Origin of the sequence: Kosakonia sp. AG348 (assembly GCF_003337365.1) — a bacterium.
In the GTDB taxonomy this organism is placed as follows: Bacteria; Pseudomonadota; Gammaproteobacteria; order Enterobacterales; family Enterobacteriaceae; genus Kosakonia.
Genome location: NZ_QPJR01000004.1, coordinates 1 through 11,882, shown reverse-complemented (window position 1 = coordinate 11,882; position 11,882 = coordinate 1). Strand labels below are relative to the sequence as shown.

General features: G+C 48.6%; 14 protein-coding genes. 8 read left to right on the top strand and 6 right to left on the bottom strand.

The genetic code is table 11. The features are described from left to right. Positions 1 to 11: 11 nt before the first annotated feature. On the top strand, positions 12 to 3,083 hold the full coding sequence (locus DFO56_RS10295; RefSeq protein ID WP_045509490.1) for a type III restriction-modification system endonuclease: 3,072 nt from the start codon (positions 12 to 14) through the stop codon (positions 3,081 to 3,083). 298 nt (positions 3,084 to 3,381) lie between these two features. On the opposite strand, the gene DFO56_RS10290 is transcribed toward DFO56_RS10295, so the two are convergent. The 3 genes from DFO56_RS10290 to DFO56_RS10280 are packed head-to-tail and all read right to left on the bottom strand — an operon-like array spanning position 3,382 to position 4,653. After that, positions 3,382 to 3,717 (bottom strand): hypothetical protein, encoded by a 336-nt coding sequence (locus DFO56_RS10290; RefSeq protein ID WP_045509487.1) that lies wholly within the window; start codon positions 3,715 to 3,717, stop codon positions 3,382 to 3,384. 34 nt (positions 3,718 to 3,751) lie between these two features. Next, entirely contained in the window at positions 3,752 to 4,111 is a 360-nt protein-coding gene (locus DFO56_RS10285; RefSeq protein WP_045509889.1) for a hypothetical protein, read from the bottom strand. A gap of 14 nt (positions 4,112 to 4,125) precedes the next feature. Beyond that, positions 4,126 to 4,653, bottom strand: a complete 528-nt coding sequence (locus tag DFO56_RS10280; RefSeq protein ID WP_045509484.1) for a hypothetical protein — start codon at positions 4,651 to 4,653, stop codon at positions 4,126 to 4,128. A 177-nt stretch (positions 4,654 to 4,830) separates the two neighbouring features. On the opposite strand from DFO56_RS10280, the gene DFO56_RS10275 reads away from it, so the two are divergent. The 5 genes from DFO56_RS10275 to DFO56_RS10255 all read left to right on the top strand — a co-directional run bounded on the left by DFO56_RS10275 (position 4,831) and on the right by DFO56_RS10255 (position 7,882). After that, positions 4,831 to 5,208, top strand: coding sequence for a helix-turn-helix domain-containing protein (locus DFO56_RS10275; RefSeq protein WP_370447805.1), 378 nt, complete (start codon positions 4,831 to 4,833; stop codon positions 5,206 to 5,208). Between the two features lie 238 nt (positions 5,209 to 5,446). Beyond that, complete coding sequence (locus tag DFO56_RS10270; protein WP_039079231.1) at positions 5,447 to 5,866, top strand: DUF2787 family protein; 420 nt, start codon at positions 5,447 to 5,449, stop codon at positions 5,864 to 5,866. A gap of 120 nt (positions 5,867 to 5,986) precedes the next feature. Then, the gene (locus tag DFO56_RS10265; RefSeq protein ID WP_052679806.1) at positions 5,987 to 6,448 is read left to right on the top strand and encodes a hypothetical protein; all 462 of its coding nucleotides are present in this window, start codon (positions 5,987 to 5,989) and stop codon (positions 6,446 to 6,448) included. A gap of 2 nt (positions 6,449 to 6,450) precedes the next feature. After that, a complete protein-coding gene (gene radC, locus DFO56_RS10260; RefSeq protein ID WP_045509465.1) occupies positions 6,451 to 6,903 on the top strand; it encodes a DNA repair protein RadC in 453 nt (150 codons plus the stop codon). A gap of 46 nt (positions 6,904 to 6,949) precedes the next feature. Beyond that, positions 6,950 to 7,882, top strand: a complete 933-nt coding sequence (locus DFO56_RS10255) for a site-specific integrase (RefSeq protein ID WP_045509462.1) — start codon at positions 6,950 to 6,952, stop codon at positions 7,880 to 7,882. Between the two features lie 25 nt (positions 7,883 to 7,907). Here DFO56_RS10255 and DFO56_RS10250 read toward each other — a convergent pair whose 3' ends face one another. The 3 genes from DFO56_RS10250 to DFO56_RS10240 all read right to left on the bottom strand — a co-directional run bounded on the left by DFO56_RS10250 (position 7,908) and on the right by DFO56_RS10240 (position 9,943). Continuing rightward, complete coding sequence (locus DFO56_RS10250) at positions 7,908 to 8,387, bottom strand: hypothetical protein (protein ID WP_045509460.1); 480 nt, start codon at positions 8,385 to 8,387, stop codon at positions 7,908 to 7,910. Between the two features lie 2 nt (positions 8,388 to 8,389). Then, a complete protein-coding gene (locus DFO56_RS10245; protein WP_045509885.1) occupies positions 8,390 to 9,112 on the bottom strand; it encodes a hypothetical protein in 723 nt (240 codons plus the stop codon). 246 nt (positions 9,113 to 9,358) lie between these two features. Then, entirely contained in the window at positions 9,359 to 9,943 is a 585-nt protein-coding gene (locus tag DFO56_RS10240) for a hypothetical protein (RefSeq protein WP_045509459.1), read from the bottom strand. Positions 9,944 to 10,169: 226 nt separating this feature from the next. On the opposite strand from DFO56_RS10240, the gene DFO56_RS10235 reads away from it, so the two are divergent. Both DFO56_RS10235 and DFO56_RS10230 read left to right on the top strand, forming a co-directional pair. Continuing rightward, positions 10,170 to 10,376, top strand: coding sequence for an AlpA family transcriptional regulator (locus DFO56_RS10235; RefSeq protein WP_045509457.1), 207 nt, complete (start codon positions 10,170 to 10,172; stop codon positions 10,374 to 10,376). A gap of 105 nt (positions 10,377 to 10,481) precedes the next feature. Beyond that, positions 10,482 to 11,594: a hypothetical protein gene (locus DFO56_RS10230; RefSeq protein ID WP_045509882.1), complete on the top strand. Its 1,113-nt coding sequence runs from the start codon at positions 10,482 to 10,484 to the stop codon at positions 11,592 to 11,594. Positions 11,595 to 11,882: the final 288 nt, after the last annotated feature.

Genomic DNA, 11,882 nt, shown 5'->3' with positions numbered 1-11,882 from the left:
AGGCGCGCGCAATGAAACTAAAATTCAAACATCAGCCCTATCAGGCTGCCGCCGTGCAGGCGGTCGTAGATATTTTTCAGGGGCAGCCACTGGCCTCTGATGCGGCCATGAGCTATCGCCTTGACCCTGGTAATACCAAAAATGGCATGGGTGATCTGTTTGCGGTAGATACCGGTTTTAAAAATGCTGAGCTAAACCTCAGTGAGTTTGCCTTGCTTGATAACATCCAACAGGCGCAGCGCCAGCAAAACCTGCCGTTGTCGGAGAGCTTGGTCAAGAACAAGGTCGCCAAGCTAAATCTTGATATTGAGATGGAAACGGGGACTGGCAAGACATATTGCTACATCAAGACGATCTTCGAGCTTAACAAACAGTACGGCTGGAGTAAGTTCGTCATAGTGGTGCCGAGCATTGCAATCCGCGAGGGCGTGGCCAAGTCGTTGGAAATCACGGCCGAGCACTTTCAGGAGACCTACCACAAGAAGGCTCGCTTCTTTATTTACAACTCTAAGCAGTTGCACCATCTGGAAAGCTTCTCCTCCGATGCCGGTATCAATGTCATGGTGATCAACGTACAAGCTTTTAACGCCACCGGTAAAGATAACCGCCGTATCTATGAAGCGCTTGATGATTTTCAGTCACGTCGCCCGATCGATGTGATCAGCGCAAACCGGCCCATCTTGATCCTTGATGAGCCGCAGCGGATGGAGGGGGGCAAGACGCTGGATTCTTTGGCTAATTTCAACCCGTTGATGGTGTTGCGCTATTCCGCTACCCACAAGACCACACACAACAAGATCCACCGCCTGGATGCGCTCGATGCTTACAACCAGAAGCTGGTGAAGAAGATTGAGGTGCGCGGTATCTCGGTGAAGGGACTAGCGGGAACCAATGCCTATCTCTATTTACAAGCCATCGAAATCTCAACCAAAAAACCGCCAGTCGCGGTTGTGGAGTTTGAACAGAAACTCAGCGGAGGAAACATCAAGCGCGTCACTCGCAAACTGGGCAAGGGTGACAATCTGTTTGTGCTATCGAACGAGCTGGATCAATACCGCGATGGGTTTGTGGTATCAGACATCAATGCCAATACGGACACCTTGAGCTTTACCAATGGCGTAGAACTGACGGTGGGTGATGCGACTGGTGATATTTCCGAGATAGCGCTACGCCGCATTCAGATCCGTGAGGCGATCAAGGCGCACTTTGATAAAGAGATGGAGCTCTTCGATAAAGGGGTGAAGGTTCTCTCGTTGTTTTTTATCGACGAAGTAGCCAAGTACCGGGACTACTCCGCTGCCGATGAAAAGGGCGAGTATGCGAAAATCTTTGAAGAAGAGTACGCTAAGCACCTTCAAGAAGCGTTTGATAATGGGTTTATGGAGGGAGAGACCCCTTATGCTAAATATCTACGCCGCATTGCGGCCGATAAAACGCACAGCGGCTACTTTTCCGTCGACAAGAAGAGCAAGCGCCTCACCGATCCCAAGGTTGCTGCACGCGGTGAAAATGCCGGCTTGTCGGATGACGTAGATGCTTACGATCTGATCCTCAAAGACAAGGAACGATTATTATCACTAGCTGAGCCGGTGCGTTTTATCTTCTCACACTCGGCCTTGCGTGAGGGCTGGGATAACCCGAACGTGTTTGTTATCTGTACGCTCAAGCATAGTGATAACACCATTTCACGCCGGCAAGAGGTCGGGCGCGGCCTGCGTTTATCCGTCAATCAAAATGGTGATCGCATGGATCACCCATCCATTGTTCATGACATTAACGTACTGACAGTTGTGGCTAGCGAAAGTTACAAGGACTTCGTGACCGCCTTGCAGAAGGACATTAGCGAGTCCTTGTCAGCTCGTCCGCGTGTGGCGGACAAGGCCTACTTCACGGGCAAAATGCTGAACACGAAGGAAGGCCCGATTACGGTATCAGAGGACCAAGCCACGGACATTGAGTTTTATCTGATCCAGAACGGCTACGTCGATAAGAAGCGCAATATCACGGAGAAGTATCATCAAGCCAAGAAAGACTGCAGGCTCGGGGCATTGCCGGACGAGCTGCAGTCCTATGCAGAGCAGGTATTCCAGCTGATTGACAGCGTATTCAGCGAAAGCCAACTCATGCAGGTAGAAGATGGTCGCAAGCCCAAAAGACTGCAGACCAATGCCAACTTTGAAAAGCAGGAGTTCAAGGCGCTGTGGGGCCGAATCAATCACAAGGCTACTTACAGCGTGTTGTTTGATGATGTTGAGCTGGTGAACAATGCGATCAAGGTGCTCAATGATAAGAATGCTGGGTTGCGAGTAACGCCGTTACAATACACCATTCACCGTGGCGAGCAGACTGATACGGCAACTTATGATGGCCTCAAAAAGGGTAATGCCTTCGAACTGAAAGTTACCGAAACAGAATCGGACAACGCCTCAATCCACTCCTCTGTGCAGTACGATCTGATTGGCAAGTTATCAGAGGGGACTTTGCTTACAAGACGAACTGTTGCCGAAATTCTTAAAGGCCTCAATGCTGACGTTTTCGCACAATTCAAGAGTAACCCGGAAAGCTTCATTGCTGAAGCCATTCGCTTGGTCAACGAACAAAAGGCCAATGTCATCATCGAGCATCTGGCTTATGACACGCTAGAGGACAAGTTTGATTTGGACATCTTTACCACGGGTCAAAGCAAACAGGATCTCAGTAAGGCCGGGAATAAATTACAAAATCACATCTATGACTACGTGCTTACCGACTCTGCGATTGAGCGCAAGTTCGTCGAAGAGCTGGATACCAGCAAGGATGTGGTGGTATATGCCAAGTTGCCGCGTGGTTTTCTAATCCCAACCCCTGTCGGCGATTACAACCCCGATTGGGCCATTTCCTTCAAAGAAGGCTCAGTCAAGCACGTGTATTTCGTTGCTGAGACAAAGGGCTCGATGTCATCACTGGATTTAAGGCCTATCGAAGCCACCAAGATTAAATGTGCCCGTAAATTCTTCGATGAGATCAACACGAAGTTTGCTCCAGAAAACGTGAAGTATGACGTAGTGGATAGCTTCGCTAAGCTGATGGAAGTGGTGAAGTAAGACACTAAGGATTGGCCATGTGGTGGTGAGATTATGGCGTACACAAATTGCCACCTATGCACATGGCCACATCTGAGCTCTCGTCCGGTATACCTGACACCGGAAGAGTATCGGTTGATGGCTGAAAAGGCGGAAACCTCAAAAAGTGCGTGAGACTAAAATCGGTGTGCTTACACAATAGCTCATAACTGCTTGAATGGGGACTGGGGGATGTCACCCCCCATCTATTTAATGTGCTTGGTTGGCTCCTGTTTTTTGTTTGATTATTCCGTATTGCAGTGAAGTAATATGCGAAATTTTATAAGCCAGATACGTTTATATAAAATTGTCCTTTGCCATCCTCTGTTTTCTGTATCCGATACGTAATTGGCAATGAATCTTTCATGTTTGGTTTGGCGAAAGTTAGATCGGCAGCACACTGATAAACATCAAGACCTGACTCATGACTTACTGTCCTGACATTTTCTACAGAAATCTGCACATCCTTATCCAGTGTCATTCCTTTCTCTATCGTTTTCCGTGCTATATCAACGACCAGGTTCTTGGCGTCATCGCTATTACATTTGGGTGTCTTATCCCCGCAGCCTACTATTAAACCCGCTGCAATCAGTACCAGAAGTATATTTATTTTCATTTGTTGTTTTCCTTCGAATCAAAGTGCCGTTTTATTATTTTTTGCTGTATTGACCATCCATTGCCCCCGCTGCCGAAGCCCCGCAGTATCCTCCGCAACCACGAGTCATTACGCTGGTTTTCCCATTTTTCATTTCACTGAGCACGGCAACACATTGGCTGGAATTATCGTTCCAGACCCAACGGCGTTTCTGATTCTCACCAGCAGCTATTTGTTGTGCTGTACCGTCCATGTTGCAGGTCCCTGAGCCATCTTTGGTTGATGCGTTGATGCTGAACTCTGCATTACCGTTCATTGGCTTTAGCGTTAAAACTGCACCGGGCTTAGCGTATTGAGCTGCGATTGTCGGGAAGGCTAAGGCTGTCAGTACTAATGCAGTAACAATTCTCTTCATCATTAAATATCCTGTTAGCTGATACGAATGTTTTTGGTGATTTTCCCCAGTGCCAGCGGCCTGCGTTTTTCCACAAAGAAATACACTACGTTGAAAGCTGATTTACGGTGATTTCCCCGTCCCAGGGAAGGCCAGTCACGAAAAGATTCGATCTGTTCTTCTGAATAGGGCGTGTCAGAGAAGTCAAACAGTACAAGCAGTGCTTTGCCGTCGTGCTTCATCAACTTCTTCACTTCCGTGCTGTTTACGGTTGCGGAGACATTAGAACGAGCTGCTGTTGGCTTACGGACTGCAAACTCAACGGCCACATCGTCAATCACAAAGTCAATGAAACCATGCCCGGATACCGTTCCGGGTAGCCTGCTTTTAACTTCTGGCGAGACGTTATCCGCAAACCAACCCAGTAAATAGCAACGTACTAATGGCAGTAATTCCCGCTCGCTGCATTCATTCAGACGCAGTGTTTTGACAAATTCACGCCGGTAAAGGGAGCTAAAAAAGTACTCAAAGCAATCCGTTATCTCAGTAATGGTGGTTGCCACAATGTTCCCCTTTCTGTCCACCTTTGTTCTAAGGCTCATCTGCTGGTCACTCAGCTCGTCAGTCTTAGTCTTGTTTGGTCTATAAGTGAGTATTTATGGGATTTTAAGGTCATTAGTGATGTTCATGCAAGAGTAAAAAAGACCCAAACTTCCGCTTATGGACGGACGGGAGAATAAATGATGGTTAAACTGGTGGCAGATTCAGCTGATAAGCTGGTAGGACAGCGTATTCAGAGCAGACGTAAAGAAGCCGGGTTAACCGCAGCTGAACTTGCAGAAATTATCGATATATCTCAGCAACAACTTTCCCGCTATGAACGAGGAACGAATAAGATCAATGTTGCGCATTTAGTTAAAATTGCAGTGTCTCTAAAGACACCAATAAGTTGGTTCTTTATTGATTGCATGGATGATCTGAATGTTTCTAATATCCCGTCTGACTATCTGTCTGGGCTTGATAAAGAATTAAAACAACGCCTCGATCAAGTCTGGAACAAATTGGATTACGGCAAAAGGAAAAGCCTTCTCCTGTTTTTAGATGAATTCATAAAATAAATTTAGAATTGGTTTCTGAGTGAAACTAATTGCTTTATAAGTATATTCCTGGTATAATGTCATTACTGGATAGTGTCATATTATTCAGTAACTAATGCATAAACTAATAGCCAACTTAGCTTTTCATTTTATATCCCTTCTGGCGGGAGGACGTCCATCGTCTGAAAAGTCAGTGCGGGTTAGGGTTAATTAGTGTTTATGTCATCAACCCAAACGCATATTTACCGGAATAAATACAATGAATATTATCCGTCAGGAAGGGCTGTCCATGCCCGTAAGTCAGGAACTCATTAATATCATACTGGCTGAACTCAGTAAAAAGCCGCCAGTTAAACCGAATATTCGTGCTGTTACATTACTGTTCAAAGATATCAATTACAGCGCTGAAAATGGTGGGTTTCATCCGGTCGAAATAAGGCTTATTTCCCGCAACGATGAATGGTATTTCGATTACATCACTGACTTTAAATATATGGGAACAGACCCGGAGCTCGAAAAGGAAATCGATATCAGCTGGAGCCAGCGCTATGTCTTCCTGTCCTATGCCGGTGATTTACCCCCAGGGGAAGGGCGAGACATTTTTGCACTCTGGCAGAGAAACTTCGTTCATTACCACTTCCTGAATATCTACACCCTCACCGTTATGTGGGAAAGCTAATCCCGCCACACTGACAGCTAATTATTGATGGAGACATTATCTGTGACTGCTAACAGAGGGATACACGCGTCTGTACAGGGAGAGCTTGACTGTCTTTGCGGCGCGTACTGTGTGGTGAATATGCTGAGCTGGCTGTATGACGGTCGGGTGAAGCGAAAACCACTCATGAACCGACTTCTTCAGACCTATCAGCAACGCTGGCCTTTGCATGAGTGGCTGACCGAAGGGATAGATGAAAACCGGCTCGACTGGCTGATTGCGCAGGTACTCCGGAAAGGCCACTACCACCGCCAGTTTCCGGTCCAAATCAGCAAACCTTTTGAAGGAAGTCGCGGTCTTGTGGAAGGGCGGGTTTTCAGTGAAATGAGGCGGTTTCTGGCGGTAACAGACCACTCCCGCCTGATTATGCTCAGCGACCAGTTTCACTGGTCCCTTGTCACCACAATGGACGAAGAAACGCTCTGGTTCTTCGACAGCAACGGACGAACCTCCATGCCCCGCAAAGCCTTCTCCTTACGTGCTGGCGCGACCCGGCGACAGTTGTTTCCCGAAGCTATTTACTTCATTGAACGGGAGTTCTGAACATGACGACGTTTACCCTGCGTGAAACCCGCATCCTGGATCAGGCCCGTGACATTATCAGCCGGTGTTACCAGCGTGGCGCTCAGCTTTGCTCTCCTGATGATGTAAGGCGGTGCGTGATGCATGAAATGGCCCTGCTGGAGCATGAGGAGTTTGGCATCATCCTGCTCGATAACCAGCACCAGTTTCTGCATCGGGAAATACTGTTCAGGGGCTCGTTAAACACGGTCAGCGTTCATCCCCGTGAGGTTATTAAGCGGGTACTCAGGCATAACGCCGCTGCGGTCATCCTTGTGCATAACCACCCCAGCGGTGAGGCAGAACCCAGCAAGTGCGATGTCCAGATAACTAAGCGGCTGCAGGAGCTACTTCAAATGCTGGATGTACGGTTGCTGGACCACTTTATTGTGGCCGGGACAGAGACGGTGTCGCTGGCTGAACGAGGGCTGGTGTGATGCAGACAGTTACCTGGTTTAATACATGTTATAGCAGGTTAAACGCATGAGAAGGGTTGCACTGCGTCAGGTCGCGCCGGTGGTGGAAACCACCGTGCTGGACGCCTATATCAGCGGTCTTGCCCCGTCGGGACGGCGGGGTATCACCAGCCTGTTAAACCGCAGCGCCGGCATACTCAAACGCGGTGCGGTTTCAGCCAGCTACCCCTGGGAGCAACTTAGCTTCGCCGCTGTCGCTAAAGTACGTGCGGCACTGCTGGATGACGGTTACGCCGTGTCGTCGGTTAACATGGCGTTGTCAGCACTCCGGGGCATCGCGCAGACGGCCTTTAACCTCAATTGTATGAATGCCGAAACGCTGGCCCGTATCCGCGCAGTTAAGCGCGTTAATGGCGATAACCAGCGCAAGGGAAGGGCACTCAGCAGGGAAGAGGTTCGTGCACTCGTTCAGGCCGCTAAACGGCATCCGCAACGTATCCGCTGCTGTCGTGATGTTGCCATTGTTATGACACTTTGCGGTGCGGGTTTGCGGGCCGGGGAACTGGTCAGCCTTGAGTGCCGGGACTATGACAACGGCATCCTTACAGTGAGGCAGGGGAAGGGGCGTAAATACCGTGAGATACACGTTGCGGCAGCGGTAGATAAAGCCATCCGCGCATGGATTAAAGCCAGTGGCGCGAAAGAGGCCGGGGATGCATTGTTTAACCGCATTCAGCGCAACGGCAAGGTCGCCAGCCAGCCGATGACAACGACCGGTTTAACCGGCATCCTGGAGCAGTTACAGCATGATGCAGGCATAGCGCGTTTTACTCCTCATGACATGCGGCGCACCTTCATTACACGCTTGTTAGAGCAGGATGTGGATATTAATACCGTACGCCAGCTGGCAGGGCACAGCGACATATCCACGACTACCCGCTATGACTGCCGTGGGGATAAGGTAAAAGTCAGAGCCAGCCGACGGATTCAGTGCTACTAGAACATTCCCTTCTCTGACTCAATAATTAGCGGCTACCGTCGAAGCGAGCAGGTGCGGGACTGGCGGTGATTTTGATGTAATGCTTCAGAGCCGGAGGACGCGAAACGCCCCGTGGATCGCCGATGAACGGGAGTTTCATAAAGGGCATCGCTGGTATTTCAACCCGCCATGTTGTATCGCCAATAAAGCTGAATTCAACTGCATTAGGTTGTATGTTCAGGTCCGTAAACGATCCTGTCAGATATGCGCCACCCAACGTCAGTATCTCTTTCACACCCTCTTTCAGGTCGAGCAGTGCGATTTTAAGCGCTTCTTCATAGGGAACGTCATCGGTAAGAAACAACAGCAGGCGTTTATCATCAACCTGAACAGCAGCTTCTATCACCTGTACTGGAACCATAATGCCCGTACCTTTTCCAGCAATCAGGACTTCATATTTTCCCATTGATGTCGGTGTAGGTTCTTCCCTGAGCATAAGTGTTACGTTGTCGAGCTGCTTAAACATAGTTAGTCCCAGAATCCGCTGATTTCCCATGCGGCAATCGCACCGCCAACAAAAGCACCAATAACAACGCAAACAGGTGCGCCAGGACCACACATCAGTCCCGCCAGCGCTCCTCCTCCCCACGCACCTGCAATCCCGGCGCTACTGATGGCAAGCTGCCGTTGAGTCTCAAGCACTCTATCCTCGGCTTCATAGATTTGGTAGACAGCTACTGCAAGAGAAAGGAATATCAATCCACGTCCGGCACCTGACAAACGCTGCATTTTGATATTTACTTCGAGGTTGGATTTACCAGCCGATTGCACCACGGCGCTGTAAACCGCGTTTTTCTGTGAAACAGAAAGATTATTAAAGTTAACTTTGTCGCCGTACAACGCCTTTGTTTTATAGGCTATCAGCTCATTGAGCGTCTTGCCCTGCGCCTTCATTTTTTGCGCCAGTGCTTTGCCTACAGGTGTGCTTCGGTAGCGGATGAGCTCCATCAGAAGGTTGCGCGTCTGGTTAGCTTCCTCTGCGGCTTTTTCCCAGCTAATGATCCCGCGTGAAGCTTTGGCGTAGAGATCGTCAGACATGGCTTTGATGCGACGTGAGTACTCAAGTCTGAGCTTTGGATCAACATACAATACGCCCGAAGCAGCATTCACATCACCCTGTAGCGTTGCGATTGCCCGCTCCAGCTTTTTCTTTCCTTCACCATCAAGAGACGCAAGTAAAGCAGTATCCATAGCGCTTCCACCATGTGTTCGTAGCCCAATAAAGAGTAGCAACGAAACGACAGATGGGAAATAACTCAGATAAGCGTAGAAAAGGCAAAGAAATCGAAAAAAATACGCCAACCCCTTGTCCCCCAAGGGCTCTGCACGAGGTAGCATTTATTGGCATTCATTGCTTAAACCCGACGAGTTGGCTTTATGTTTTTTGCTAATGTAAGAGCAGGGCCCTTGGGGGACTAAGGACGATCGCTTTCAACCCTACAACTCAGCGGCATTCCTGGTTAGTTTCAGAGGCGCATGTTTCTTGTTTTTTCGTTCAATGCACTCGTTAATATTCGCAGGGTTACATATCCAGGCTACATCACTTCGCGTCCATTTTGGGCCAGCGGACAGTGCTTTTAGCTTGGGCTTTTTGACTTCACATTCGTTGAGTTTTTCTGCAACTGAATCGTACCTTTCCTTATCAGTCGCGCCTGTGAAATATAACTTGTCGAAGCGACCTCTGATGCGCTGATAAACCGCGTAAATATCCATGGATATCTGACATGTTGCTGCGGCAATTTTGTGGTGTTCCTCAAGGCCTTCGACAGAGTTTTCCTCATTATCGTCAAAGAGCTCGTTGTACATGTGGCTTACGCAAGTGCTTATGACATGAGCGGCTTTTTCCCCGTCGATTGTATGTGGATTAAACCCGTCACCCGTCAATTTTTTGGCAATCAGTGACAACTTATGCCGGGTGTCCCTCCCCAGATAGAGCTTCTTCTGCAGGAGTTCAAATGTCTCGTTACGACTCATGCGCTCACGATGGCATACCGCATCTGCTTTTTTACTGGGTTCCCTCATTTCCTTCTCCAGTTAATTTAATTCCTGGTTATTTTACCATCATTGAGCCTCAAGGAAAGCCGCGCGTTTTCAAGAAGGTTTTTGGTGGCATTAATTCGTTTTATAGCGAAGGAATTTTGTAAGGAAGGCTGATTCAGGCCTGTTAAGGCCATCCGCAAGCCAATCGTCACGCTTTTTCATGCTTGTAAATAACCCCGCTCCTGAAGCAGCTCAAAGGAGCACAAGCATGAACACCAACCGTATTCTCCGTAAAAAAGAGGTTCTTCATCTGACCGGGATTTCCGCCGCCACGATGTACCGACTCATATCAAAAGGGGATTTTCCCTCATCCAAAAAGCTCACTGGCGATGGTGGTCGGGCTGTGGGGTGGGAGTTACATGAAATTCAACGCTGGATTCAGTCACGCGGGCTTAGCAAGCCACGTGCTCTGTAAGCCTCATTCCACCCCTGACATACCAACAATATAAACAGTAACAGTGATGGTACCTGCATGTGCATGAGTGATCACTGTTGCTGCTATGAACTATTGGAACAGAATATGAAGCAGCAATTTAATCGTGAACGGGTGACATCTTTAACTGACAAAGTTCCTCTGGGAGTTAATGGTGCAGGCCAGTCTATGTATGGAGGTGTAGACAAACTGGCATGGGTAACGGATATGCATGACTGGAAGAAAAATCTTGTACTCAAACAGCGTTTGCTTGGCCTTGTTTCAGGTGGTGACTATCTGATAGAAGTTCGGCCTGCTGGCAGGGATGAGTGCGATGGACATTATCGCCAGGTAGTGGAAATTCGACTGAAAGGTACAACGCGTAATCACCCCATACTGCTGGTGATCCATTTTGACCCAACCAGTAGGCAACGCGGATTTCAGCGAATGGAATTCAGTCCCCAGCACTACTCTTCGCAACGGATAACGGATTTGTTTGTGTGGCTGGGGCGTAAGGGGCGCATAGGTAAGTTCCTGTATCGCGGCTTGCGCAATGCCTGGGTAACAACTATCCACTACGCACTGGATGTGGTTGGCATGAAACTCCATGATTATTTCATTGGGTTGTCTGGGGTCAGGAGGGGCGATTTTTATGACTTACATGGAGAGCAGGAAGGGTTAAGGCTGGGATCTACGACCATTGTGGCCTCCGTATACGAAAAGGTTGATGCACCGGAGATAAGTACTCAGAAGAGGTACGAGCAAACGGTTCTTGTTCTTGATGAGCACCAGTTCCGGCGGTTTCTGCGTCTGGAATTGCGTTTGTCTCCTGGCAAGCAAAAACTAATGCTGAACAACCTGCGTAATATGGAGAACCTAATTGCTAAGTTGGCTTTTTATGATCGTGACGCGCTGGCAGATCCGATGCTTGAACCCAAGTTCGCCCGCTTACTACGTGAGTATGTCCCTTATCCGGTTGCCAGAGCAAAGTACAAACCATCAGCTACCATAAATGGTAAACAGGTCAGCTCAACGAAAAAAGCTGCTGACAAGCGCGTTGATAAACGTATGGCGCGCTACCGTATCCAGTTGTTCGACTCAGAGACTATTTGGGCTATGTTGCCGCTTGTGCTGGATAAGCTTGGGATTCTTGCGCAGCCGCAGTACTGGCAATACAACCTTCGTCTGAAGTGGCTTCAATCGCGTCAGAAACAGGGATAATAGTGTTGCGGCAGGGATGCCGTTTGTTTGGGGGACGTGGAAATGGCCGGTGTATGAAACCTGAATTCTGTAAAGAGATGGTTTTAAACCGCCCAGGTTTGATACGACAGACCTGTTAACTACCGGTAGGGTTTAGCCCAATTGCTTTGCCTCGTGCAATAACAGGAGAAAGACTGAGATCATTTTCCCCCATTGAATCGCCACGGGTTTAACAGACACCTCAGAGTCATTTAAGATGGCTTAAAGAGAGGTGCCCATGAGCGGTAAGCGTTATCCCGAAGAGTTTAA